We start from the raw sequence: 25,958 nt of genomic DNA, 5'->3' as shown, positions 1-25,958 counted from the left end.
CGCAGATGAATAAACAAACAAAAAATTATAAAAAACTAGCGGGGGTTGCTTCAGTAGCACTATGTAGTGTGGCTTTAGCGACTGGTTTTTTAACACATACAGGGGTTAATACAGGACAAACTGTTTTAGCTGAGGAACAACAAACAGATGATAGCGTAAAAAATATTAGTACGGCACAACAATTATATGATGCCTTAAATGATACAAGTGTAACTCAGATTAATATTGAGAATGATATTGATATGTCATCGTTAGGAAATCAGCCAGGAAACACGGCAGACACTCCAACAATACAAAGAACAAAACCATTACTCATTAAAAAAGCTGACCAAGTTACAGAAAATCCACAAATAGACTTTGGAAAACTTTCTTTCAATTACAATTTTTCCAGTTCAGAAGATAATACTCAAAGTCAGATTGTAATAAGTAATATAAAAATGCAAGGAGAAAATTACTTTGGTCCCGTTAATAATCGATCAACTGATGGTGGAATAACTTTTGATAATATTACGTATCAAGGCCCTCAGTTAACTTATTCCACATCAAGCACTGTTTATATTAAAAATAACGTTCAGGTTGCTTCAGGTAAACAATACAAGGAAGGAATTATTGATAGACAAGAGAATATAGAAGCTAAAAATATTGAGTTTCTTGAAGGAAGTCAGTATACAGGTACTGGAAATGGTGTATTATTCAATTTAAGTAGTGGTAAGATAACTTTAGATGAAAACGCAAAAGTTAGTTTGATTCCTAATGCAGGAAACACTAATCAACCTATTATCGGTATATCAGCTGATATTAATAATGGTGGAATTTTGTTGAATTCGGGTTCAAACTTAACTATTAATCCTCAAACTGTCGTCACTACTTCTTACCCAATTTCAATGAATAGCGCTTCTCTTAACATTAATGCACCTGAGAGCGGAATCTCAACTCCATTATTAAGCGTGGGTAGTAATAAGATAGCAATTAATAATGGAAGTTCTCTTAATGTTAATGGTAATAGAAATGCAGATATCAGTTTAGTTACTGGCATTACAAGTAGCAATCTTTCTTTATCAGGGGATAATTCTAGTTTTAAAGTTACAACAAACCATCCTGGGTCATATACTACTTCACCAGCAACTGATTTAACCGGATTTAAAAATAATAGTTATGCGTGGAGTATGAAAAAGGGTTCTGATTCACAAGAAACTATCACAGATCCTAATAATTATGATGAAACAGTTACAGATTTGACTATTACACCCAAACCAAAGAGTGTAACTGTTTCTTCTGATAATTTATCTTTGAGCAAAGAAGGCAATAGTTTTAATATTAATTTCGATCTTGATGCTCAAAATGTTTCCCCAAAAGATACTACATCCGTTAGTGTAATGATTAATGGAAATGCTCATTCTAGTCAAACTGTATCAGCAAATCAAGGTAACAATCGTTTAAGTTTAGGAGACGGATATACTCCAAAAGTTAATGATCAAATCACAGTTGTTTCTGATTTTGGATTAGAAAGATCATCACAAACTTACACAGTAACGAGAGATGATGTTAGAAGTTTTTACAAACCAACATTATCCATAAACAATGATTTAACGTTATCTCGTTCAGGAGATACGATTTCAACGGGATTTGTTTTAAATACTGAAAATACTGATGACCAAGATAAAGCGAATGTAACAGTTAGTGTACAAAAACATAATTCAGACACATCCAATTCACAACAAGATAAATTAGATCAAACCTCAAAATTAAATCAACCTTTATCATTAAAATTGGATCCTAACTATACACCTGAAGTTGATGATGTTATTACTGTTAGTGCTGCTTTAGATGGTGTTAATGGTTCTGCTGTCACAAAGGCTAAAAAACTAACCCAAGCAGATGTTGATGCGTTGAAAAAACTAGAAGGGTCAACTCCTAGTTTTCAATCAGGATTAGTCAATTACGTTAAAGGATACGGTGTGCTTTTATGGCAATTAACAGCTAATGGACTAGAACCAACGACACAATATCAAGCTGCCAATAGCTATGTACCTTATTACGGTGACTACCAAATTATTGACGGAATTAAGTATTTGCATATTGCTAACCAAAATACTTGGATTCAATCTCAATACTTACAAGATCCAACACAATTACCAGAAATTCCAATGAATAATACGGCTGTAGCTGGCAATGTACCTTATGGTATTTACTTACGTGATGGTTCAGGAAACATGACAGAACAAATTATTGAACCAGGTACTTCATGGCAAGTATTTGCTAAGAAAACATTCCATGGTCACACTTACTACCGTTTAGGTAATGACCAACAATGGTTAGAAGATACTTATATTCAATCAATGAACTAATTAAAAAACGATAGACTCGATAGGTTATCGTTTTTTATTTGTCTTATTGACAGGTACTCAAAAGGCTAGGATAATTGTTGGGTAATAATTAATTAAGGAGATTAAATTATGCATCACAATTATCGAAAACTTTTAGGATTAATTGCATCCGCTTTACTAGCGGTAAGTGTTGCTGGGTTATTTACATCAGCAGTAGAAGCAAATGATGAGCAGCAATCAACGACATCTATTGAACCGCAGCTACAATCATCAACTATTCATTATTTTAATGGTTACGGGGCTCGTATTTGGGAATTAACCGCAGCAGGTATGGTACCCTCTGATAAGGTACAGTTAAATAATTACTATATTCCTTATTATGGTGATTACCAAATGATTGACGGGATTAAGTACTTACATTTAGCCAATCCTTATCAAAACTACTGGGTTCAAGCACAGTACTTGCAAAATCCAGCCGATATTGCAGAAACACCTGCACATGGTAAAGTGTTAGCTGGAAATGTTCCTTATGGAATCTTTTTACGAGATAGCCTTGGTAATATGACTGAGCAGATTATTGAGCCAGGAACTACTTGGCGAGTATTTGCGACTAAAACTTTCTTTGGTCATACCTACTATAAACTAGGTACAGATCAACAATGGCTAGAAGATACTTATGTTAAATTATATAACTAAAAAGCTTATGACAATTTGTCATAAGCTTTTTATAATTGATTAGTTATATTATCATCATTTGTTCTTTGCCTCTTGATTTTTTAAAAATATTATGGAATGCTTAAGAAGTATATTATCATTTTCTAATAAATTATGGGGGAGATAGAGTAAAACAAAAGTGGGGAGAGTATTAGTAATTATAGTAAGTCGTATTTGTAAATTGTAGTAAAACCAAAGAGGGGATATTTTAAATGAAAAAAAATCAATCAAAATCAACTAAACTTGTGGCTGTACTGGCATGTTCAGTGGCACTAGGAATGGCAGGATTATCTGTAGAAAATACTAGAAACACACAAGTAGTACAAGCTAATGATGAATCTGCTTTAGAGTCAGCGCAAGAATCTATGCAAATTGCTCAAACAGCAATTAAAAATGCCCAAAAAAAATATGATTCTGATAAGTCTGAACAAAATAAACAAAATCTTATTAATGCACAAATAGCTTCTACAAAAGCAGCTGCTAAACTTGAATTAGCAAAAGCACAAAAAGAATTGGACAGTAAAAATGAAGAATTGATAAAAGTTCAAGAAAATTTACGTCAAAAACAAGAAGCAAACGATAATACTCAAACAGCAAAAGATGAATACAATATTGCTTTGTTGAAATACAACGAAGCAAAAGCAGCTGTAGAACTAGCTTCTGCTAATAAATCTGCAGCAGAAGAGGGCGTTAACTACATAAACATAGATTTGACTAAACCAACAGAAAATGAAGATGTTATCGCTAAAAGTATGAAAAAACAACGCGATCAGCAGGATATCGTCAGGTTAGCCGAAGCTAAACACAATCTCTCGCAAGCACTAGTAGAACAGAAATTAAACAGTGATAATGCACAAATTAAAGAAAGTATTAAGCGTTATCAAGATGAAATAAGAGAAGCAGAAGACATTTTGAGTTTCACAATAACTACTCAATATGTTGATAATCAAGGTAATAAGTTAAAAGAACCAACTGTTCAAAAGTTACAAAAAGGACAGATGTATAAAACTGAACAAGCTGATATTCCTGGATATACTTTCAGTAAGGTGAAAGGTGAGGCATCGGGTATTATAGCAAGTTCTGATATTACAGTATCTTACGTATATACAAAAAATAGTTATGTCAGTTACTACCCAACATACAACCCAACACCTACTCCAGCAAAACCAACTATTGCAGCAACAAAAGCGATTAAAGTTTTTGAAGGTATCGGCGTGTTAGAATGGAAATTTGAAGATGGTAAAATGAAACCATCTACAGAATATTTACATAACAATGATAAAACTGATCTGACAGATGATATTAAAGTTGTTGATGGTGTTAAGTATGTTCGAATGGCCAATAATAAGAACCAATGGATTCAAGAACAATACTTACACGAAGCCTCAGAAGCTCATGAGGAATCAGTCTCAGGTACTTTAACAGCTGGGAATGTTCCTTACGGAATCTTCTTGCGTGATTCAGAAGGTAAGATGACTGAACAAATGATTCAACCAGGTACAGCATGGCGAGTATTTGGTAAGAAAACATTCTACGGTCATACTTACTACCGTTTAGGTACAGATCAACAATGGATTGAAGATACTTATGTAAATTCAATCGAAAAATAATAAATTTAAGCAAAATAAAAACGTCTAACAATTTGTTAGACGTTTTTTTGTGTGCGTTGATTAAATCGATCAATAATTTTTTCAACAAAGAATTCTGTAATATTTAAGTTTTTCAGGATAGGACCATGGGCATAAGTCCCCATCGTATTCTTATATAAAAGACCTTCATTACCATCTTCGGGATTATTACCGTAACCTTCACTCATTTTACCGAGTGGATTGAGTGAATCATCATCAAAATAAGTACAACCTGAGTGGTTCTCAAAAGCAATCGCCTCACCAAATGGTGTCTCAAACTTTGTATCCCCAATCATGCGGGCTTCAGGACGAAAGACCGTATGAAAAGGGAGAATTCCTAGACATTTGATGGTTTTGCCATTAACCATTTGATAGTGCGTACCTAAAAATTGATAACCACCGCAAACGCCAAGCATCGGGTTAGCTTGTTCAACCCACTCTTTGATAGGTTCATAGAAACGGTGGATATCTTTAGCCACAACGGTTTGTTCAAAGTCTTGGCCACCACCAAAGAACAAGAAGTCATATTGAGTGGTATCAAGTTCTGGAGTATCCAGTGAAATGTTATCAACAACAACGTCATAGCCTTTTTGGTTTAAGTAATAACGTAAGATTTTGACATCACCACTGTCACCGTAAGTATTCATCAAATCTTCATACAAGTAAGCAATTTTGATAGTTGGGGTCAAGTTAATCCTCTCCTAATGGGTATTAATTTAAACGATCCATTGCAGCCCAATGATTGATTGGACCGTATTGATGACCAACCTGAATTTCATGAGCAATCGCATCATGAGTGAAGTTAACAGACTTAGTAATGGCTTCTTTGACTGTGTCACCTAAGGCCAAGTGACTCGTAATAGCTGCTGCTAGTGTATCACCTGTTCCATTAATGCGGTTAGTATCTAAGTAGTCATGTTCTAGCCAGAAAATATCACCATTTTCAAGTGAAACTAAATCTCTTACTTGTTCAGGGCCATCTTCTTTATGATGTTTACCCTTAATAATAACATTTTTAGCCCCTAGCTCGTGTAAGTATTTGGCCGCTTGATGGATTTCTTTATCATTTTTTAATTCTAGGTTGGTTAAAGTACGAGCTTCAAAATAATTAGGTGTAATCACTTCAGCCAGTGGAATTAAGTTTTCTTTGAAGAAATCAATCGCATCATCATCAATTAATTTGTTACCGTGTTTTGTCACAATAACAGGATCAACAACTAATGGGCCAAAGTTAACTTCTTGATATTTTTCAACGACCACTTTAATCATTTCCTTGCTTGAAAGCATACCTGTCTTGCTTGCACGGATGTCAAAGTCTTTAGCTAAAGTATCAAATTGTTGAGCAATAAAAGAAAGTGGCATCATGGTGGCATCTTCAATTTGATAGGAGTTACCAGCAACAGCGGCCGTTAAAATCCCCATACCATAAACTTTGTGTGCAAAAAATGTGTGTAAATCAGCAGGCATACCTGCACTACCATCGCTGTCAAAACCAGCGATGCTTAGAACCTGTGGATAGTCGTTAATCATAGTAATATACTCCTTAAACTTATTGTTATCGTTATTTTATTATTAATTTAAAGAAAAATCGACCTTTAAATTAATATTTAATTAAAAATAATGGATAGGTTGATTAAAGAGAGTGAGCTTAAAATTTAAGAATACATTAAATGAATATGTATTATATATCATGTTTTTTGGATAGATGTATAATTTTATTACTTACGCACCTTATTATTTGTCCAACCAAATAATTAGTAGTATTTTGAATTTGTTAGATGGTTTGGCATAAGTGGCTGATAGTAATATTATTTTGGATTTTAAGTAGTTTCCGATATAATAGGAGGAATAATTATGTACAATAAAAATCAATTTAAAAAAACACAAGAAAAGAAAATTTTACGCAAAAAAAAGAAAAACTGGGTAATTGTATCATTATCAAGCTTTTTCTTGTTGGGTTCAATAAGTGCTATGCCCAATTTAGGACTAACTGTTAAAGCGCAAGAGGGGGCTCAACAACATACTTCATCGTCGGAAAATCAAACGCCTAAGCAAACAACTGTCGATCAAGAACAATCTAAACAATCGGTTGTTGAAGAACCTAAAACAACTTCTTCAACAGAATCATTATTGCATTCAGAAGACTTAGAAATACAACCTAGATCTGATAATGCATCTGCAACTAGTCAGGGTGTTAGTGATGCTTTAGCTGATGTTCAAGCCTTAAAAGACAATCAAGTAGCTGGTAAAACTGAAAGTGAAACATTAACTCAAGAATACATTACAGCATATAATTTAACTTATAAAGGATTTGTTGATGGAACTAATGATGGTACAGATCCAGATGCTAGTTTTAAAAACACTAGAAACGATAATACAATAGATTATACTTCATCAATTTACACCTCGGCATATCAACAAGGGCAAGCCTTTTTTAACAATACACAAGGAACTCGACTTGTTAGAACAGCAGAAGAGTTAAGAAATGCTTATTTAAGTTCAAGTACTCGCAAAATTTTGGTGATGAATCATATTAGTTTATGGCAGTTAAATGGTGCTGTAATCGGATATGGTACGAGTGATGCGTATTATGGTCCACGGCAAAGTTATTTACCTGAACGTGAACTTAATATTGGTTTTAATAATACAAATTTAACTGTAGATGGTAGAGGAAAAACTGTTGATTATTCAAGTTATAGTTTTCAAAATAACTCCGTTGGAAACTTAACGATGAAAGACATTACAATGTATGGTGGTAATTTTTATGGCCCAACTAAAAACCAGGGTAGTGGGACTTTGACTTATGACAACATTACCTATACTGGACCTCAGCTAATCAGTGCAACAGCAACCAAAGTGTACGTTAAAAACAATGTTACAGTAAATGGTGGTCAAAATTATAGACCTAAAGAGATTCCAGGATTAGAAGCAGTTAATAATGGTTTAGCACCAGATTATGTTGCTTCACAAGCAAACTTGAATCAAGCAAATCCTAACGCTGGTAGTACTCAAGAAAATATGGAAGTATCTTCTTTAACTTTCTTGTCTGGTAGTCATTATGTCGGCTCCACTTTCAACGGTACGGCTCTAGCTATTAATACTAATGGTAATGTTGTTCTTGAATCTGGTGCTATTGTTGATTTGAGTCCTATGGGAGATGGAACTAGTGGAGCCGGCAGTTCTCCAACCGGAGTAGCTTATGGTATTTATATGCCTAATGGGAGTATGCAGGTTAATGAAGGGGCAAAAATTAATATAAAACCTCAAGTTAATACTGCTATGCAACAACAATCGAATGGATATCGCAATCTAGCTGCAGCGTTTTATCTTAACAGAGGAGACGTTACTTTGGCAAAAAATGCTGAATTTAACGTTATTTTAGATGGTCCTTTGGCTTCAAGAAATACTGATAGAGTAGGTGTATATATTGGAGGGACTATGACTTTAAATGCAGGTAAATTTAAGGTTATAGGTCAAAATTTGATATCTAATAATAATACTTTAGTTAACGTAACAGGTAAATTAGAGGCAAATGATTTATCAACACTTAATGTATCAGCAGCAGGAAGTGGAAATGTTACCCTTGTACAAGGGGCCGGAATGTCTATTGATTCGCCAAGTCAAGTTGGAGCTATTTTTGATATTAGAGGGATGCAAAATTCTCCTAATAGTAAGCTATTTTCTGGATCTAACAACTTAACTTCTAAGAATGTGGGAGTAGATACTGGTAATGGGATTGTACCTTACTCATCAATATCATTTTCTATGAATGGTGGGGATGCAGTTGGTTCAAATATGAATGGTCAAAATCAAAAAGCATTTACTTACTCCAACACATCAGGTTCACAGACTAAGTTTTTGCAGTTTGCAGCTATTCCGACTTTTCAATTTAGTAATGATTACAGTCTTAGTTTAGATGAGCAGAATAATTACGTGTTGAACAGTTCTGTTAGAACAGAGGCATCAAATAAAATTTATAATAATGCCAATAATAGTATTTACATTAAATTTTTAGACAAGAACGGTAATGTGGCATTTAACCCCCAATATAAAAATGAAGAGAATAAAAATGACCAAACTAGCTTGTATAATTTAAAACTAAAAAACAATCCAGCATATAGTGATGGGACACCAATTCCTTTTTCTCTTGTGTTGCCTCAGGGATTTGACTTGAAAGAACTAAATAATTATAAATTACAAGGGAAATACGTTATTAATGATACAACATCTAATATTGTATTAACTCAATCTCAAATTGAAGATATTATTTCACAAAAAAATAGAAGACAGGTTGATGAAGGAATTAAGCTTTTTCTTGATAATATTCTGAACAAAAATTATGATCCTAAATCTGATTCAAGATATGTAAATGGTTCCAATTTTAAATTAGGTTATGATGCAGCTAAGTCAGGATATGAAAATCCTAGTTCGAAAACAGTAGAATATACAAATGGTACAGCAGATTATAAGTATGCTTATGACAAAGGACAATCTGAAAGAATTTCTCTTGAAAATCAAAGAAGTGCTGCAATTGATGCAATTAATGCCGAAGCAACAAAAGTCAATAGTTCAATTGATACTGATGATACTTTAAATAACGAACAAAAAGCAGCGCAAAAAGCAGAAGTAACTAAACAAGTTGAAGCAAGTCAACAAGCGATAAAAGATGCTCAAAATGCACAAAGTGTAAAAGATGCTCAAAATACAGGAATCACAGCCATTCAAAGCAAACATCAATCTCAAAAGAGCGTCTCTGAACAACAAACAGATGCTTTGGCACAGATTGATGCTCAAAAAGCGCAAACATTAAAAGATATTGCAGATGATAAGACATTAGATGACGCAACAAGGGCCAACCAAGTCGCAGCAGTAAATACAGAAGCCAAAAAAGCAGAAGATGCGATAAAGGCAGCACAAAATGCGCAAGGAATTATTTCAGCAACGATGCAAGGAAAAGTACAAATTGATAGTCAACATGTACAAGGTAATACATTAGAAAGTCAAAGAAGTGCTGCAATTGATGCAATTAATGCCGAAGCAACAAAAGTCAATAGTGCAATTGATACTGACGATACTTTAAATAATGAACAAAAAGCAGCGCAAAAAGCAGAAGTAACTAAACAAGTTGAAGCAAGTCAACAAGCGATAAAAGATGCTCAAAATGCACAAAGTGTAAAAGATGCTCAAAATACAGGAATCACAGCCATTCAAAGCAAACATCAATCTCAAAAGAGCGTCTCTGAACAACAAACAGATGCTTTGGCACAGATTGATGCTCAAAAAGCGCAAACATTAAAAGATATTGCAGATGATAAGACATTAGATGACGCAACAAAGGCTAACCAAGTCGCAGCAGTAAATACAGAAGCCAAAAAAGCAGAAGATGCGATAAAAGCAGTACAAAATGCGCAAGGAATTATTGCAGCAACGATGCAAGGAAAAGCACAAATTGATAGTCAACATGTACAAGGTAATACATTAGAAAGTCAAAGAAGTGCTGCAATTGATGCAATTAATGCCGAAGCAACAAAAGTCAATAGTGCAATTGATACTGACGATACTTTAAATAATGAACAAAAAGCAGCGCAAAAAGCAGAAGTAACTAAACAAGTTGAAGCAAGTCAACAAGCGATAAAAGATGCTCAAAATGCACAAAGTGTAAAAGATGCTCAAAATACAGGAATCACAGCCATTCAAAGCAAACATCAATCTCAAAAGAGCGTCTCTGAACAACAAACAGATGCTTTGGCACAGATTGATGCTCAAAAAGCGCAAACATTAAAAGATATTGCAGATGATAAGACATTAGATGACGCAACAAGGGCCAACCAAGTCGCAGCAGTAAATACAGAAGCCAAAAAAGCAGAAGATGCGATAAAGGCAGCCAAAAATGCGCAAGGAATTATTTCAGCAACGATGCAAGGAAAAGCACAAATTGATAGTCAACATGTACAAGGTAATACATTAGAAAGTCAAAGAAGTGCTGCAATTGATGCAATTAATGCCGAAGCAACAAAAGTCAATAGTGCAATTGATACTGACGATACTTTAAATAATGAACAAAAAGCAGCGCAAAAAGCAGAAGTAACTAAACAAGTTGAAGCAAGTCAACAAGCGATAAAAGATGCTCAAAATGCACAAAGTGTAAAAGATGCTCAAAATACAGGAATCACAGCCATTCAAAGCAAACATCAATCTCAAAAGAGCGTCTCTGAACAACAAACAGATGCTTTGGCACAGATTGATGCTCAAAAAGCGCAAACATTAAAAGATATTGCAGATGATAAGACATTAGATGATGCAACAAAGGCTAACCAAGTCGCAGCAGTAAATACAGAAGCCAAAAAAGCAGAAGATGCGATAAAAGCAGTACAAAATGCGCAAGGAATTATTGCAGCAACGATGCAAGGAAAAGCACAAATTGATAGTCAACATGTACAAGGTAATACATTAGAAAGTCAAAGAAGTGCTGCAATTGATGCAATTAATGCCGAAGCAACAAAAGTCAATAGTGCAATTGATACTGATGATACTTTAAATAACGAACAAAAAGCAGCGCAAAAAGCAGAAGTAACTAAACAAGTTGAAGCAAGTCAACAAGCGATAAAAGATGCTCAAAAAGCGCAAAGCATAAAAGACGCTCAAAATACAGGAATTACAGCCATTCAAAGCAAACATCAATCTCAAAAGAGCGTCTCTGAACAACAAACAGATGCTTTGGCACAAATTGACGCTCAAAAAGCGCAAACATTAAAAGATATTGCAGATGATAAGACATTAGATGACGCAACAAAGGCCAACCAAGTCGCAGCAGTAAATACAGAAGCTAAAAAAGCAGAAGATGCGATAAAGGCAGCACAAAATGCGCAGGGAATTATTGCAGCAACGATGCAAGGGAAAGCACAAATTGCTAGTCAACATCAAACTAATAGTGAATCGCTATTGGATCAACAAGTGAAAGCAGTAAAAGCAATAAATGATCAAGAAGCAAAAGTATTAGCTGACATTGAAAAAGATGGTACTTTGGATAATGCTGAAAAAGCAAGACAAAGTAAGGCAGCAAGTGATAGAGCAAAAGAAGCAAGGACAGCAATCAATACCGCAACTAAAGCTCAAGAAATAGCAGATGCACAAACTCAAGGTGTAACAGCTATCAAAGCAGCTCATCAATCTGGTAAAGCAGTTTCAGACCAGCAGACAAAAGCAACTGAAGATATTGATCAACAAGTAAACACTACTGTAACAGCAATTCGTGGAGACAATAGCTTAACTGATGCAGAAAAAACAACGCAGATTAATGCCGCTCAAAAAGCTGGAGAAGATGCAAAAGTAGCTATTGGAAAAGCAAATGATGCACAGACAATATCAAATGCAATCAATGATGGAAAAGCTAATATTATCAAACAACATCAGCCAGGAAGTTTAGATGGCAAAAAAGCATTGGCATTGGATAGTATCGATGCAGCCGAAACTCAAACACTAGCTGACATTGAAAAAGATGGTACTTTGGATAATGCTGAAAAAGCAAGACAAAGTAAGGCAGCAAGTGATAGAGCAAAAGAAGCAAGGACAGCAATCAATACCGCAACTAAAGCTCAAGAAATAGTAGATGCACAAACTCAAGGTGTAACAGCTATCAAAGCAGCTCATCAATCTGGTAAAGCAGTTTCAGACCAGCAGACAAAAGCAACTGAAGATATTGAAAAACAATTAAATGATACAGTTACATTAATTACTGGTGACAATAGCTTAACTGATGCCCAAAAAGCAACGCAAATTGAAGCAGCTAAAAAAGCGGCAGAAGATGCAAAAACAGCTATTAAACAAGCTTATGATGCACAGACAATATCAAATGCAGTTAATGATGGAAAAGCTAATATCATTAAACAATATCAGACAGCTAATTTGGAACTACAAAGAACGTCTGCCATTAAGGCAATTGAGAATCAAGCAATTGAAACATTAAAAGCAATTGATGCAGATCAGACATTAAGTCCTATTGAAAAAAGTAATCAAAGCAAGAATGTAAATACTGTGGCAGAAAAGGTTAAGAATGATATCAAGAATGCCTTAACATCGCAAAATATCCTTGATTTAAAAAATCTAGGTATAGAGAATATTGTGGCACAACATAAATCCAATAGTACGATATATGACCCTAACCCAACTGAAAATCAATTGTTAAATGAAAAATCAAAAGCTATTTATGAAGTAAAAGACTATCCAAACAGTGACTTTTATATTAATAAAATTAAACAGGCAACAACATTTAATGATATAAGAAGTATCTTAGAGGAGAGTAGAAATCAATCTAAGACAAAAGAAGTACATTATGTTCCAGGTTATGGCGTTCAGCAATGGATTTTGACTGAAAAAGGAACATTTACTCAAGATAATGGTGTCTATATTCCAACGAGTACTACTGTTAAGATATTTAATGAAAAAATTGTTGCTGGTATAAAATATGTGCAAATTAAGTCAAAAAATAGTAATCAATGGATTCAAGCACAATACATTGAATCAGGTAGTTATCAAGCTGTACATTATGTACCTGGATATGGTGTACGTATTCGGACTATTATGGATAACCAAGCAACACCTCTGACAGGTTCAGACTCTTTAATTCCAACAGGTGAAACAATTAAAGTTTTAGATAAAGAACGTGTAATTAATGGTGATACCTATGTTCAAATTGGTAGTACTAGTGAAAATAGATGGATTCAAAAGAAATATTTACAAGATCCTGTATTAAAAGAAGTTAACTATGTCAAAGGATATGGTGTTCAAAATTGGATGATTGACAACCAAGGTCAAGCTCAGGCGATTTTTGGTAGCTACACGCCAAGTCAATCTTTTATTACAACTTTTGATACAATAGTTTCAGATGGTATCTCATATACTCGAATTGGTTCTGCAGATAAAAATATTTGGGTTCAAACTCAGTATTTAAATTAATTGGAACAAAAGAAAAACTCTTAAGGAAAACCTTAAGAGTTTTTTAGTGTGTTTATTTAAAATTAAAATGTGCAAATATTTCATTGAATACTTGCTGTGTAAAAATTGGTGTTTGATGCAAGATGAAATCAATTAGGGGTGTTTGACTTGCTTGGCTCATAAACCAATCGACTTTTAAAATGTTAAGCATTGAAACAATCATAAATACTAAAACATAGCCAATAATAAAGTTGAAAGCCATTCCAATTAGGCTATCTACAAGTTTAATTGGTGCAAAGTTAGTAATAGGTGATGTTACTGCCTTGAGAGAAATAATAATTAAGTAACCAATAATTAAAATAGCAAAGAAAGCAATGAAACGTGCAATTAATATTTTTGAAATATCACTGCTTGTTTGAATGTCTTGGTTATAGATTAGTTGAAAGACAATTTGTCCAATTGGGGCTTGTAGAAAAAGTGCTAAGACAAACGTTACAATCTTACCAACATAAGAAAGCAAGCGGTTAGTAAATCCTTTTTTATACCCACTGTAAATTTTAGAAATCAAATAGATTAGAATAATGATACTTAAAATCATTGATAAAACTCCTTAATTTTGTTGCCTAAATTGGTAACAAACTCTAATTTTTGAGCGAAAAACGACGGCATTAATGTTATGATTAATGGTATAGCTTTAATCAATTTTAACACAAAAATACAAATTAAATAATTTATGGAGGAACTATGAATCCAGAACAATTTGTTAACGAACTACAAAAAAATGGATTCGATTTGACACCAACACAAATCGAACAATTTCATCATTATTTCAAAAAATTAGTCGAAGTTAATGAATCTGTTAACTTAACAGCAATAACTGATGAAGAAGATGTTTATTTAAAACACTTTTTTGATTCAATTACACCACTTATTCATTTTAAAGATTATTTTCAAGGGTCTAAAAAGCTAGCCGATATTGGTGCAGGCGCAGGATTTCCTTCTATTCCAATGAAAATTTTGCAACCAGAACTAGAAGTAACAATTGTCGATTCTTTAAATAAGCGATTGAAGTTTTTAAGCGAATTAGTTGATGAATTAGGCTTAGATAATGTTTCATTAGTTCATGGTCGTGCAGAAGATATTGGTCGTGACCAAAATCATCGTGAACAATATGATTTGGCTACGGCTCGTGCAGTGGCAAGACTGAACGTCTTGAGTGAGTACTGTTTACCATTTGTGAAACCAAATGGTTACATGGTAGCATTAAAAGGCTCAAGCAGCTTAGAAGAAATTGCAGATTCAAAAAGAGCTTTAGATTTGTTGAACGGCAAGCTAGTTGATAATTTAGAAATTAGTCTACCGTTAAGTGACGAACCAAGAGCGCTTACTTTAATTCAAAAAGTTGGCCAAATACCTAAAGCTTACCCAAGAAAAGCAGGGACACCAACTAGAAAACCTTTATAGGAGCATGATCATGGGTATTTCTTTTTTTAGGAGAAAAAAACAGCAGCAAAAAGAACCAGAAAATAAAATCGAAAACAGAAAATATATTGACCATTTGCCAGTCAGTCAGATTAAATCAAATCCTTTTCAACCTCATGAAGAGTTTGATCAAGTGATGCTTGAAGAACTAGCAAATACAATGCAAAGTTATGGTTTGCTTCAACCTATTGTCGTGAGAACTTTAGCAGAAAATAGTTACGAAGTTATTTCAGGAGAGCATCGAATTCGGGCAGCAAAGCTACTTGATTGGGATAAAATTCCAGCTATTATCGATGAGTTTGATGATTTTCAAGCCGCAACATTGTCAATTATTGGGAACTTTCAAACAGAACCACTCAATCCAATAGAAGAAGCTAAATCGTATCAACGGTTACTAGATAAGTATGATTTAACCCAAATTAAGTTGGCAAACTATTTGGGTAAAACACAATCTTACATTTCAGCAAAATTATCGTTATTACGCGTTTCACCTGAAATTCAAAATTATGTGGTTACTCAAAAACTCACACAAAATCATGCGAGAACTTTAATAAGTTTAAATGGAGACCAACAAAATCAGCTAGCTCAAACTATTATAGAGGATAATTTAACAGTTGAGCAGTCTAGACAATTAGTTAAAGACTTTTTAGATCATCCACAACAAGCTACTAATTTGTATAGTAAGGCTAAGAAAAATGTGCAACTTAAAACCGCACGTAATCTAAAAGTCCCAATTAATACAATTAAGAAAACGATTAATTTAGTTGAACAAACCGGGACAAAAGTTCGCTATGAAGAATCTGAAGATTCAGGTAATTACAAAATTGTCATTGAATTAGATAAGGGGTAAGGTGATTATTTTTTATGGCACATATTATATCAGTTGCTAATCAAAAAGGTGGTGTTGGCAAGACAACGACGACCATTAACTTGGGAGCCAGTTTGGCAGATGAAAACCAACGCGTGTTGATTGTCGATACTGATCCACAAGGTAATGCGACCAGTGGCTTAGGCGTTTCACCAGCAGATGTTGAACAAGATGTTTATGATGTGTTGATTAATGAAGTCCCACTCGTGGATACGATTCATCAAACTTCTCACAAAAACTTAGATTTGGTACCTGCAACTATTCAGCTGGCAGGCGCTGAAACGGAATTGATTTCATTGATGGCAAGAGAAACACGATTGAAAAATGGAATTGATGAAGTTATCGACAAGTATGATTATATTTTAATCGATTGTCCGCCTTCTTTAGGTCAATTGTCGATTAATGCATTTACAGCTAGTCATACTATTTTAATTCCTGTTCAAAGTGAGTACTATGCTTTAGAAGGATTGAGTCAATTACTCAACACTATTCGTTTAGTTCAAAAACACTTCAACAAAGCACTTGGTGTTGAAGGGGTTTTAATGACAATGTATGATGCTAGAACCAATTTAGGGGCGGAAGTGATTCAAGAAGTGAAAACTTACTTTGGAGATAAAGTTTACAAAACAATTATCCCAAGAATCGCACGCCTTGCTGAGGCACCAAGTTATGGACAGGCGATTATTGATTACGATAAACGATCACGTGGTACACTGGTATATCAAGAATTAGCAAAGGAAGTGCTTTCAGCCAATGAAGGATAAAAGACAATCTGGATTAGGGCGTGGAATCGATGCTATTTTTTCTGATTTCGATAATGCTGACTCAAACGAAAATGTAGAAGAAATCAAACTCGAAAATATTAGACCTAATCCTTACCAACCCAGAAAAACTTTTGACCAAGTTGCTTTAAAGGAACTGGCAGAATCAATCGCGTTAAATGGTGTTTTTCAACCTATTATCGTTAGAAAAAGTGTGAGTGGCTATGATTTAGTTGCAGGAGAACGTCGATTACGTGCTAGCAAGTTAGCTGAAAAAGAAACCATCCCCGCTATTGTTCGTCAACTTGACGAAAAGCAAATGATGGAAATTGCGGTACTTGAAAACTTACAACGAGAAAACTTAACGCCACTTGAAGAAGCACAAGCCTATCAAACTTTGCAAAATGATTTGAATTTAACGCAAGGTGAAATGTCTAAACGTTTAGGTAAAAGTCGACCTTATATTGCTAACTATTTGCGATTATTAGCACTGCCCGTGGCAACTAAACAACTATTGCAATCTGAAAAAATTTCAATGGGACAAGCGAGAACTTTACTGGGACTAAAAGACAAGAAAAAAATTGACTTATTAGCTAAAAAAGCCGCATCTGAAGGAATGACAGTACGTCGTTTAGAAACTTTAGTTCAACAGTTAAATGAACAAAGTCAAAAAACCAAGAAAGCAGCGGTTGCCAAAAAGTCACCTTTTGTAATTTCAAGTGAGAAAAAACTAGAAGACAAATTTGGATCACAAGTTGCGATTAAGTCCGATAAAAGCGGTCGTGGAAAAATCCAAATTGACTACTTATCAACAGAAGATTTAAACCGGATTTTAGATATTTTAGATATTTCAATTGATTAACTATAGGTGGTATATATGTTTGAATTAGGCGATTTAGTGACAATGAAAAAGTCACATGCATGTGGTCAGAATCGTTTTGAAGTGATTCGATTAGGTGCAGATATCAAAATTTGTTGTATGGGGTGTGGGCATATTATTATGATGCCTCGTCGCGATTTTTCAAAACGTTTGAAAAAAATTGCAACTAAACACCCCGATGTTAAAATTGAACAAGAGTCACATTATGTGACACTTGACCAATTACAACAACCAAAATTATAGAAGGAGAATTTTTATTCATGGCATTAACAGCAGGAATTGTCGGTTTACCTAACGTTGGTAAATCAACACTTTTTAACGCAATTACAAAAGCAGGAGCGGAAATGGCGAACTACCCATTTGCGACAATCGACCCAAACGTAGGAATGGTTGAAGTTCCAGATGACCGATTAAACCGTATTACAGATTTAATCCCCGCTAAAAAAATTATCAAAACAACTTTTGAATTTACTGATATTGCAGGACTTGTAAAAGGTGCAAGTAAGGGTGAAGGACTAGGAAACAAATTCTTAGAAAACATTCGCCAAGTGGATGCAATCGTACACGTTGTGCGTGCATTCGATGATGATAATATTACTAGTGTAACGGGTAAAGTTGATCCAATCGAAGATATTGAAACAATCAACTTAGAGTTGAGTCTATCTGATTTAGACAGTGTGACAAAACGTTTAGGTAAAGTTGAAAAAGTTGCCCGTACTAAAGATAAAGATGCTTTAGCAGAACTTGAGGTGCTAAACAAAATTAAACCTGTTCTTGAAGAAGGTGGATCTGTTCGTTCAATCGAGTTCACTGAAGAAGAACAAAAAATTGTTAAAGGTCTTTTCTTGTTAACTTCAAAACCGATTATTTATGTAGGTAACATTGCTGAAGAAAATATGGCTAACCCTGAAGAAGTTGAATACTTCAAGTTAATCAAAGAATATGCAAACAATGAAGGTGCCGATGCTTTAGCTATTTCTGCTAAAACTGAAGAAGAAATTGCGACACTGGATGAAGATGAACGTCAAGAATTCTTAGAAGCTGAAGGTGTGACAGAATCAGGTCTAGATCGTTTAATTAAAGCAGCTTACTACTTACTAGGTTTACAAACATTTTTTACAGCTGGTGAAAAAGAAACCCGTGCTTGGACATTCAAAAAAGGCATGAAAGCCCCACAAGTTGCTGGTGTTATTCACTCCGACTTTGAACGTGGGTTTATCCGTGCTGAAGTTGTCGCTTTTGATGACTTAGACAAATATGAATCTATGCAAAAAGTGAAAGAAGCAGGACGTGTTCGTTTAGAAGGTAAAGAATATATCGTTGAAGATGGCGATATTATTGAATTTAGATTTAACGTTTAATAACGATAAGGAGCGATTTCGTTGGCACAATCTCAAAAAGAAGAACCTAAAGCAGTTGACCATGCTGCTTTAAGACAAGAACTTACTAAGCGTAATGCAGAATACGTTTATCGTGTGGAAAAATTTCTCCAAGGGCAACAGTTAACAACTGAGCAAGCTGAACAAAAGGTTAATGATCACCTTGAAGAAATGATTCAAGAACAAAGAAAAGGCCGTCCAGCTAATAAGGTTTACGGCTCTGCTAGTCAATTTGCCAATCAGTTATTAAACAAAAAGGCAAAACCTGAAGGTGCAACTTATGCGGATTATCCATACTGGCAATTAGCTGTTGACTCTGGTCTGTTTTATGCGGTGATGTTCTCAGTTTTACTTGGAATTATGACCTTATTTACAGCCAACCGTCCAGCTGCTAGTCAATTTGGTGTTTTGAGTGTTTTAATGATTGCCATATTATTTGGGGTGATGATGCCTTACTATAATATCATGATGCAAAAACCAAAATCAGAGCGTCCAAAATGGTGGAAATTATTACTTTACTTCATAATAGTGATTGTGATTTACATGGGACTAACGAGTGCCACCATGTACTTGCCACCAGTCATTAACCCAACACCATCGGGTCTTGGATTTATTATTTTGGCTGCTGTCTTATTTGCGGTTCGTTATGGATTTAGAAAATACTACAATATTAAATATAGTCCGCTTAATCCAACTAATGCGGGAAGAAGATAACATGCTGAGGCATGTTATTTTTTTGTTTATTAAACAAAAAAATTAAGCTAGCCTAATTTTTTATGTACAAATCCCTAATAAAAGAGTATGATGCATCTTAGATAAGTTTATTTGGTTTAAGGAGGAGCTTTAATGAGTAAGGAAGAAAGCGAACGGGATAATATGACTAATGAAGAAGCGAAGTTGTTTCATTATGCAGATGGGCCTTCACTTGAAGAAATTAACGGGACGGTAGCAGTACCTAAAAAAGGTGGTTTTTGGAAAACACTTTTTGCCTTTAGTGGGCCAGGTGCTTTAGTTGCAGTTGGGTATATGGATCCTGGTAACTGGGTAACATCGATTGCTGGGGGAGCACAATATCGTTATTTACTACTTAGCGTTATTTTAATTTCAAGTTTAATTGCGATGTTACTACAAGCCATGTCAGCAAGACTGGGAATTGCTAGTGGGATGGACTTAGCTCAAGCAACAGCTAAGCATTCACCAACATGGTTACGTTATACGCTTTGGATTATTACAGAACTTGCTATTATGGCGACAGATATTGCCGAAATTGTTGGAGCTGCGATTGCACTTAAATTGCTATTTAATTTACCCTTGATTGTCGGAATATTTTTGACGACTTTAGATGTGATGTTGTTGTTACTATTGATGAAATTAGGATTTCGTAAAATTGAAGCAATTGTAGCGGCTTTAATTGTTTCTATTTTAGTCATCTTTATGTACGAGGTTATCTTAGCTAGACCAGACCTAGGGACCATGTTTGCTGGCTATGTCCCACAACCTGAAGTAGTAACAAATAAAGGTGCATTCTATATTGCTTTGGGTATTGTAGGGGCAACCGTAATGCCTCACAATTTATACTTGCACTCTTCAATTGCTCAAGCTAGACAATATGATCGTCATGACCTTTCAGAGAAAAAACGTGCAATTAAATTTACAGTTTTAGATTCAAATATTCAGTTGTCAGTGGCTTTTGTTGTTAATACTTTGCTTTTACTATTAGGGGCAGCGTTATTTTACGGTTCACAAACAGACTTAGGAACTTTCTCTGAATTGTACAATGCGCTTCAAAATCCACAAGTTGCTGGTGTTATTGCCAGCCCTGTCTTAAGTGTTTTATTTGCGGTTGCTTTACTAGCTTCAGGTCAAAACTCCACAATCACCGGAACTTTGTCAGGACAAATTGTGATGGAGGGCTTTATTCACTTAAAAATGCCAATGTGGGCTAGACGTGTGATTACTCGCTTAATTTCAGTGATTCCTGTTTTAATTTTTGCAATAATTTACCACAGTAATGAAGCTAAGATTGAAGATTTGCTGGTATTTTCACAAGTTTTCTTAAGTATTGCATTACCGGTGTCAATTATTCCTTTAGTTATCTTTACAGCTAACAAAAAAATTATGGGACCTTTTGTTAATAAGAAATGGGTAACCATAACTTCAAGCTTAGTAGCTGTTATTTTAACAGGGCTCAATATCTTTTTGATTTTGCAAACATTAGGTTGGGTTCAATAATTACATAAAAGGCGGACAGCAAGGCGTTGTTCGCCTTTTTTTATTTTAGTTTTTCTTTTGTTTTGCTGGGATAGATTGATAGCGTTAAGTAAACTAGTATATAATGAACTAATAATGAGTGATTAAGTAATAAATAGTGAGGTATACATATGAAGAAAACAAATAAAGTAACAATCGGGGTTTTTGTTTTTTTGTTGAGTTTACTAGTTGTTTACGTCGGCTTTGGATCATATTACAGCAGTCGATTCTTACCAGGAACAACCGTTTACGGTCAATCTATTGGTCAATTGACTAAAGACGAAGCAGAAACAAAATTAACAAATAAATTGAATGAAACGACATACACATTACGCGATGGAGATAAAGTAGTGGGCCAATTTACCGGCAAAGATATTGGATTAAAAGTTGATTATACAACTGACTTAACAACACGTATGAATCAACAAAATCCTTGGCTATTTAAAGGTAGTCAAACTGTCAGTGCGACACAAAATCAAGGTTTTGATGAAGCATCAGCTAAGGCATACTTATCAGCTCTTTTGACGAAAGAAAATCAAAATCGAACTGAATCTAAAAATGCCAGCATTCAAAGAACCGGTAACCAAGGTTTTCAACTGATATCTGAAGTGCAAGGTAACCAATTCAATGTTGATCAAGTCATGACTTATATTTTTGAAAACATTGAAAAAGGTAATCAAACTATTCAACTAAATGAACAATATGTTAAACCAGCTGTGATGTCAGACAATGCTGATTTGCAAAATAACCTTAAAACATTGAATGGTGTAGCTAATGTTTCAGGAAACTATACTATTGGTAATAATACAGAAGTTGTTTCTAACAACTTAGTGTTATCTTGGGTTGATTTTAAAGATAACAACATTAATTTTGATGAAACCGCAATGAGAACTTACCTACGTAGCTTGAATCAAAAGTATAGTACGGTTAATAAATCAAGAATCTTTAAAACAACATCTGGTGCTGTTGTAACGGTTCCAGCTGGAACTTATGGGTGGAGTATTAACATTGAGTCTGAACTTAGCCAGTTAAAACAAGATATTTTAAATGGTAATAAATTCTCAAGACAACCTAAAATTGTCGGTTCTGGCTACAACACTAATGGAACTGACATTGGGGATACTTATGTTGAAGTTAATATTGCTTCACAAAAGCTATGGATTTATAAACAAGGCCAATTAGTTCTTACAACAGATGTTGTGACAGGATTGCCAGGACAAGATACACCAAAAGGTGTTTGGGCCGTTTGGTCTAAACAACAAAATGCAGTACTTAGAGGTCTTAACAATGATGGGACATCTTATGCTTCGCCAGTAAATTACTGGATGCCAATCGACAATACAGGTGTTGGGTTGCACGATGCAAATTGGCAACCAAAATTTGGAGGTACTTGGTATCAAACTCATGGTTCTCATGGTTGTATCAATATCTCACCAAGTGTAATGCCACAAGTTTACTCAGCGGTTGCTATGGGAACACCTGTTGTAATTTATTAAAATGAAAAGAGGTCTAAAAATTGAAAATTTTAGTTGTTGATGATGATAAAGAAATTGTAGAACTACTCAGTATCTACCTAAAAAATGAAGGCTATGAACCTGTTGCAGCTCACAGTGGTCAAGAAGCAGTCTCAAAGTTAAGTACATTATCTTCTGAAATTGGATTAATGATTTTAGATATTATGATGCCAAATATGAGTGGAATAGATGTTATTAAGCAAGTTAGACGTGATTCAGACATTCCAATTATTGTGGTTTCCGCCAAAACAGCTGATATGGACAAGATTAAGGGATTAATTACAGGTGCTGATGACTATGTCTCAAAACCATTTAACCCACTTGAAGTGATGGCTCGTGTACGATCATTACTACGTCGTAGTGAAAAGAAAGTGACAGCTTCAGAACCAGCTATTTTGAAGGTTGGCCCACTTGAAATTAATAAAGATTCACACGAAGTTAAAACACAAGCAGGTAAAAAAATTCAATTAACTGCTTTGGAATTTGGGATTTTACATTTATTAGCGACACACCCTAATCGTGTTTTCTCAGCTAACGAAATTTTTGAAAAAGTTTGGCGACAAGAAAGTGTCGTTTCAGCTAAAACCGTTATGGTTCATGTGAGTCATTTGCGTGATAAAATTGAAGAAGCCACAGATGGTGAAAAAGTAATTGAAACGGTTTGGGGAGTCGGATACAAAGTGGAGGTCTAATATGACTAAGCCAAAGGTTCAGTTGACGCCAAAAGAAAAAAGTGAGCTTTTTATTGAAGGTGTTATCACAGTTATCTTACTGTTACTACTGAATTTATCGATCACAATCTTAATTAATTCGGCGATTATTAACCACACTAATTTAAGTGAACTTTTGAAAGATGCAATTTTATTTCGATATAATTTTGATAGTTTGCCAGTTCAAATCTTTTTAATTAGCTTTATGGTTGTTTTAGATATTGTTGTATTGTATTGGCGATTACTCAGACGTTATCGCCAAATGCAAATGCGCCATGTCATTTCAGAATTGCATTATATTGCACAAGGTCATTTTGATCACCGTATTAATTTTGTGGTTGAAAATGATCTTCAGCGAATGGTGGATAGTATCAATTCATTGGTTGATAGTACAGTCACCGCAATGAATGAAGAACGTGCGATTAAAAAAAGAAACGAAGAACTAATCACAAACGTTAGTCACGATATTCGCACACCGCTAACCTCGATTATTGGTTATTTGGGACTTTTGCAGACAATGAATTTTAATGATGAAAATATCAAACATTACGTTGATATCGCCTATATTAAGTCGCAGCAAATGAAGGTATTAGCCGATGATTTATTTGACTATACAACGGTTCACGAACGCCAAGTGAATATCAATCCCAATAATTTTGTTGTCGATGATATGTTAAATCAATTAGCGGCTAGTTTTGAGCTAGAAGCAAAAGAAAAAGGTATCAAGATTGAAGTTGAGGTTTCACCTAGCCGACTGGAAATGAACGCAGATAATGAAAAATTAGGTCGTGTATTTAATAATTTGATTAGTAATGCATTGAAATACGGGAAAAAAGCAACGCTAATTAAACTAACGGCTAAAGCAGAAAACGGTCAAGTAGAGATGACTGTCGAAAATAATGGTCAAAAAATACCCAAAGCTTCACTAAATCGTTTATTTGAACGTTTTTATCGTGTTGAAAGTTCACGTTCAACACAAACAGGAGGAACAGGGCTAGGTCTTGCTATTTCAAAAGAAATTATTACGTTACATCATGGTCAGATTTTTGCACAATCCAATGCAAAATTGACTAAATTTGTAATTGAAATGCCCCAGTATTTTATGGAAAAAAATTGAAGGTAGGAAAAGAGTTTATGAAAACAAAAACTCAAAAAATGACATTAATGACAATAATTACACTATTATTGTCGTTTTTTACTGCACCAATCTTAAGCACATCATCACAAACAGTTGTAGCAGTTGAAACTGCAAACAGTCAAACAAAAGTAAGTGCAAAATCAGCATTAGCTGTTGAGGCTGAAACAGGAAAAATCTTGTTTAATCAAGAGTCAACCCAAGTTTTGCCAATTGCTTCGATGACAAAGATGCTAACACTTTATATTGTTCGTGATCAGATTAAAAACGGTAAGTTATCCTTTGATGATCAACTAACAGTGCCACAAGATATTGCTGAGTGGACAAAAGATACGCGCTTATCAAATATCCCACTAACAGCAGGTGAAAAATACAGTGTAAAAGAACTTTATGAATCGGGATGGATTTATTCTTCAAATGCTGCCGCAATGTTGTTGGCTAATAAAGTGGCAGGTTCTCAAAAAGATTTTGTTGAAATGATGAACAAACAACTTGCACAATGGAATATTCGCGATGCCAAAATTGTCAATGTGAGTGGGCTATCTAATTCTGATATTCCTGAAAAATATCGCGTACCTGGTGTTAGTTCAAATGTTGAAAACGAAATGTCTGCGCAAAGTTTAGCTAGAATTGCGCAACATGTCATCAACGATTATCCTGATACATTGGCAATTACTAAACAATCTTCACAAATTTTTGCTTCAGGACGTACAGATTCTTATAAAATGACAAGTTTCAACCGTATGCTACCTGGTATGCCAGATAATTATGCCGATTTACCTGTTGATGGTCTTAAAACAGGGACTACTGATGCTGCAGGAGAATGTTTTGTTGGAACTGCAGAAAAAAATGGTTACCGTGTCATTACAATTGTCATGCACGCCAACGGAGACGATAATGATAAAGGTAAACGCTTTAAAGTTACAGCAGATATTATGCGTGATGTATTCAAAAACTATACTAAAGTGAAAGTTTATGATGCACATCAAGAAATCACAACACCATTGAAGTTAAACTATGCTAAATCACCTGAAGTAAAGCTTGAAACAGCAGCACCTGTTGTTGTATTTAAAAAAGCAAATGATGAAACACCAAAAACTTCTATTGAAATGACTGTTAAAGATAACGAATTAAACAGCGTTAATAAAGGCCAACAAGTCGGTCATGTGAAATTGAACGATGATGGCTTAGGATATTTAGATACAAAAAGTGATGAAGTTGCCATTGTTACTAAAGATTCTGTTGACGAAATGAACTTTTTTGAAAAAATTTGGCACGCCATTTCATCATTCTTCAGTAGTTTATTTGGAAAATAATTTCAAACAAGTTAAGGATTAGTTTATAATTGAGTAAAATTAACAAGTTAAGGGGTCAAA

At 34.6% G+C, this 25,958-nt stretch carries 19 protein-coding genes; 16 read left to right on the top strand and 3 right to left on the bottom strand.

Annotated elements, in window-relative coordinates; genetic code table 11:
- Nucleotides 1–5: 5 nt before the first annotated feature.
- The 3 genes from R4Y45_RS00695 to R4Y45_RS00685 all read left to right on the top strand — a co-directional run bounded on the left by R4Y45_RS00695 (nucleotide 6) and on the right by R4Y45_RS00685 (nucleotide 4,651).
- Entirely contained in the window at nucleotides 6–2,348 is a 2,343-nt protein-coding gene (locus tag R4Y45_RS00695) for a pectate lyase-like adhesive domain-containing protein (RefSeq protein WP_339968278.1), read from the top strand.
- A gap of 108 nt (nucleotides 2,349–2,456) precedes the next feature.
- Nucleotides 2,457–3,023 carry a hypothetical protein gene (locus tag R4Y45_RS00690; RefSeq protein WP_339968276.1) on the top strand — a complete coding sequence of 189 codons (567 nt, stop codon included), beginning with the start codon at nucleotides 2,457–2,459 and terminating at the stop codon, nucleotides 3,021–3,023.
- Between the two features lie 230 nt (nucleotides 3,024–3,253).
- Nucleotides 3,254–4,651, top strand: a complete 1,398-nt coding sequence (locus R4Y45_RS00685) for a MucBP domain-containing protein (RefSeq protein ID WP_339968273.1) — start codon at nucleotides 3,254–3,256, stop codon at nucleotides 4,649–4,651.
- Between the two features lie 35 nt (nucleotides 4,652–4,686).
- On the opposite strand, the gene R4Y45_RS00680 is transcribed toward R4Y45_RS00685, so the two are convergent.
- Together R4Y45_RS00680 and thiD are read right to left on the bottom strand one after the other, a co-directional pair.
- Nucleotides 4,687–5,358 carry a type 1 glutamine amidotransferase gene (locus R4Y45_RS00680; protein ID WP_339968271.1) on the bottom strand — a complete coding sequence of 224 codons (672 nt, stop codon included), beginning with the start codon at nucleotides 5,356–5,358 and terminating at the stop codon, nucleotides 4,687–4,689.
- 22 nt (nucleotides 5,359–5,380) lie between these two features.
- Complete coding sequence (gene thiD, locus R4Y45_RS00675; protein WP_339968270.1) at nucleotides 5,381–6,199, bottom strand: bifunctional hydroxymethylpyrimidine kinase/phosphomethylpyrimidine kinase; 819 nt, start codon at nucleotides 6,197–6,199, stop codon at nucleotides 5,381–5,383.
- Nucleotides 6,200–6,523: 324 nt separating this feature from the next.
- Here thiD and R4Y45_RS00670 point away from each other — a divergent pair, with 324 nt between their 5' ends.
- Nucleotides 6,524–13,624, top strand: a complete 7,101-nt coding sequence (locus R4Y45_RS00670) for a hypothetical protein (RefSeq protein ID WP_339968268.1) — start codon at nucleotides 6,524–6,526, stop codon at nucleotides 13,622–13,624.
- 52 nt (nucleotides 13,625–13,676) lie between these two features.
- On the opposite strand, the gene R4Y45_RS00665 is transcribed toward R4Y45_RS00670, so the two are convergent.
- Complete coding sequence (locus R4Y45_RS00665) at nucleotides 13,677–14,201, bottom strand: CvpA family protein (RefSeq protein WP_339968266.1); 525 nt, start codon at nucleotides 14,199–14,201, stop codon at nucleotides 13,677–13,679.
- Nucleotides 14,202–14,347: 146 nt separating this feature from the next.
- Here R4Y45_RS00665 and rsmG point away from each other — a divergent pair, with 146 nt between their 5' ends.
- The 12 genes from rsmG to R4Y45_RS00605 all read left to right on the top strand — a co-directional run bounded on the left by rsmG (nucleotide 14,348) and on the right by R4Y45_RS00605 (nucleotide 25,898).
- Nucleotides 14,348–15,067, top strand: a complete 720-nt coding sequence (rsmG, locus tag R4Y45_RS00660; protein ID WP_339968264.1) for a 16S rRNA (guanine(527)-N(7))-methyltransferase RsmG — start codon at nucleotides 14,348–14,350, stop codon at nucleotides 15,065–15,067.
- 10 nt (nucleotides 15,068–15,077) lie between these two features.
- Complete coding sequence (locus R4Y45_RS00655) at nucleotides 15,078–15,935, top strand: ParB/RepB/Spo0J family partition protein (protein WP_339968261.1); 858 nt, start codon at nucleotides 15,078–15,080, stop codon at nucleotides 15,933–15,935.
- A gap of 14 nt (nucleotides 15,936–15,949) precedes the next feature.
- Nucleotides 15,950–16,717, top strand: coding sequence for a ParA family protein (locus R4Y45_RS00650; protein WP_339968259.1), 768 nt, complete (start codon nucleotides 15,950–15,952; stop codon nucleotides 16,715–16,717).
- On the top strand, nucleotides 16,707–17,576 hold the full coding sequence (locus tag R4Y45_RS00645; RefSeq protein WP_339968257.1) for a ParB/RepB/Spo0J family partition protein: 870 nt from the start codon (nucleotides 16,707–16,709) through the stop codon (nucleotides 17,574–17,576). The genes R4Y45_RS00650 and R4Y45_RS00645 overlap by 11 nt, the downstream gene beginning before the upstream one ends.
- A gap of 15 nt (nucleotides 17,577–17,591) precedes the next feature.
- Nucleotides 17,592–17,837 carry a DUF951 domain-containing protein gene (locus R4Y45_RS00640; protein ID WP_339968254.1) on the top strand — a complete coding sequence of 82 codons (246 nt, stop codon included), beginning with the start codon at nucleotides 17,592–17,594 and terminating at the stop codon, nucleotides 17,835–17,837.
- A gap of 17 nt (nucleotides 17,838–17,854) precedes the next feature.
- Nucleotides 17,855–18,955 carry a redox-regulated ATPase YchF gene (gene ychF / locus R4Y45_RS00635; protein ID WP_339968252.1) on the top strand — a complete coding sequence of 367 codons (1,101 nt, stop codon included), beginning with the start codon at nucleotides 17,855–17,857 and terminating at the stop codon, nucleotides 18,953–18,955.
- 21 nt (nucleotides 18,956–18,976) lie between these two features.
- Nucleotides 18,977–19,687 (top strand): DUF1129 domain-containing protein, encoded by a 711-nt coding sequence (locus tag R4Y45_RS00630; RefSeq protein ID WP_339968250.1) that lies wholly within the window; start codon nucleotides 18,977–18,979, stop codon nucleotides 19,685–19,687.
- A 132-nt stretch (nucleotides 19,688–19,819) separates the two neighbouring features.
- Nucleotides 19,820–21,205 carry an Nramp family divalent metal transporter gene (locus R4Y45_RS00625; RefSeq protein ID WP_339968248.1) on the top strand — a complete coding sequence of 462 codons (1,386 nt, stop codon included), beginning with the start codon at nucleotides 19,820–19,822 and terminating at the stop codon, nucleotides 21,203–21,205.
- Nucleotides 21,206–21,354: 149 nt separating this feature from the next.
- On the top strand, nucleotides 21,355–22,719 hold the full coding sequence (locus tag R4Y45_RS00620) for a L,D-transpeptidase family protein (RefSeq protein WP_339968246.1): 1,365 nt from the start codon (nucleotides 21,355–21,357) through the stop codon (nucleotides 22,717–22,719).
- A gap of 20 nt (nucleotides 22,720–22,739) precedes the next feature.
- Entirely contained in the window at nucleotides 22,740–23,429 is a 690-nt protein-coding gene (locus R4Y45_RS00615; RefSeq protein WP_339968244.1) for a response regulator transcription factor, read from the top strand.
- A gap of 1 nt (nucleotide 23,430) precedes the next feature.
- Nucleotides 23,431–24,564, top strand: a complete 1,134-nt coding sequence (locus tag R4Y45_RS00610) for a sensor histidine kinase (RefSeq protein ID WP_339968242.1) — start codon at nucleotides 23,431–23,433, stop codon at nucleotides 24,562–24,564.
- A 17-nt stretch (nucleotides 24,565–24,581) separates the two neighbouring features.
- Nucleotides 24,582–25,898: a D-alanyl-D-alanine carboxypeptidase family protein gene (locus R4Y45_RS00605; protein WP_339968240.1), complete on the top strand. Its 1,317-nt coding sequence runs from the start codon at nucleotides 24,582–24,584 to the stop codon at nucleotides 25,896–25,898.
- The last annotated feature ends 60 nt before the right edge of the window (nucleotides 25,899–25,958 follow it).

The sequence above is a fragment of the Holzapfeliella saturejae genome, from assembly GCF_037546065.1.
GTDB classification, from domain to species: Bacteria; Bacillota; Bacilli; order Lactobacillales; family Lactobacillaceae; genus Holzapfeliella; species Holzapfeliella saturejae.
Note: the sequence above shows the minus strand (reverse complement) of the source record. Positions and strands in the feature narration are given on the sequence as shown.

Bases quoted from the DNA above. Each gene is read 5' to 3' on its own strand.
- R4Y45_RS00650 (WP_339968259.1), top strand. From the start codon at position 15,950: ATGGCACATATTATATCAGTTGCTAATCAAAAAGGTGGTGTTGGCAAG.
- R4Y45_RS00645 (WP_339968257.1), top strand. From the start codon at position 16,707: ATGAAGGATAAAAGACAATCTGGATTAGGGCGTGGAATCGATGCTATT.
- R4Y45_RS00625 (WP_339968248.1), top strand. From the start codon at position 19,820: ATGAGTAAGGAAGAAAGCGAACGGGATAATATGACTAATGAAGAAGCG.
- ychF (WP_339968252.1), top strand. From the start codon at position 17,855: ATGGCATTAACAGCAGGAATTGTCGGTTTACCTAACGTTGGTAAATCA.
- rsmG (WP_339968264.1), top strand. From the start codon at position 14,348: ATGAATCCAGAACAATTTGTTAACGAACTACAAAAAAATGGATTCGAT.
- R4Y45_RS00620 (WP_339968246.1), top strand. From the start codon at position 21,355: ATGAAGAAAACAAATAAAGTAACAATCGGGGTTTTTGTTTTTTTGTTG.
- R4Y45_RS00670 (WP_339968268.1), top strand. From the start codon at position 6,524: ATGTACAATAAAAATCAATTTAAAAAAACACAAGAAAAGAAAATTTTA.
- R4Y45_RS00690 (WP_339968276.1), top strand. From the start codon at position 2,457: ATGCATCACAATTATCGAAAACTTTTAGGATTAATTGCATCCGCTTTA.
- R4Y45_RS00640 (WP_339968254.1), top strand. From the start codon at position 17,592: ATGTTTGAATTAGGCGATTTAGTGACAATGAAAAAGTCACATGCATGT.
- R4Y45_RS00655 (WP_339968261.1), top strand. From the start codon at position 15,078: ATGGGTATTTCTTTTTTTAGGAGAAAAAAACAGCAGCAAAAAGAACCA.
- R4Y45_RS00685 (WP_339968273.1), top strand. From the start codon at position 3,254: ATGAAAAAAAATCAATCAAAATCAACTAAACTTGTGGCTGTACTGGCA.
- R4Y45_RS00610 (WP_339968242.1), top strand. From the start codon at position 23,431: ATGACTAAGCCAAAGGTTCAGTTGACGCCAAAAGAAAAAAGTGAGCTT.
- R4Y45_RS00665 (WP_339968266.1), bottom strand. From the start codon at position 14,201: ATGATTTTAAGTATCATTATTCTAATCTATTTGATTTCTAAAATTTAC.
- thiD (WP_339968270.1), bottom strand. From the start codon at position 6,199: ATGATTAACGACTATCCACAGGTTCTAAGCATCGCTGGTTTTGACAGC.
- R4Y45_RS00695 (WP_339968278.1), top strand. From the start codon at position 6: ATGAATAAACAAACAAAAAATTATAAAAAACTAGCGGGGGTTGCTTCA.
- R4Y45_RS00605 (WP_339968240.1), top strand. From the start codon at position 24,582: ATGAAAACAAAAACTCAAAAAATGACATTAATGACAATAATTACACTA.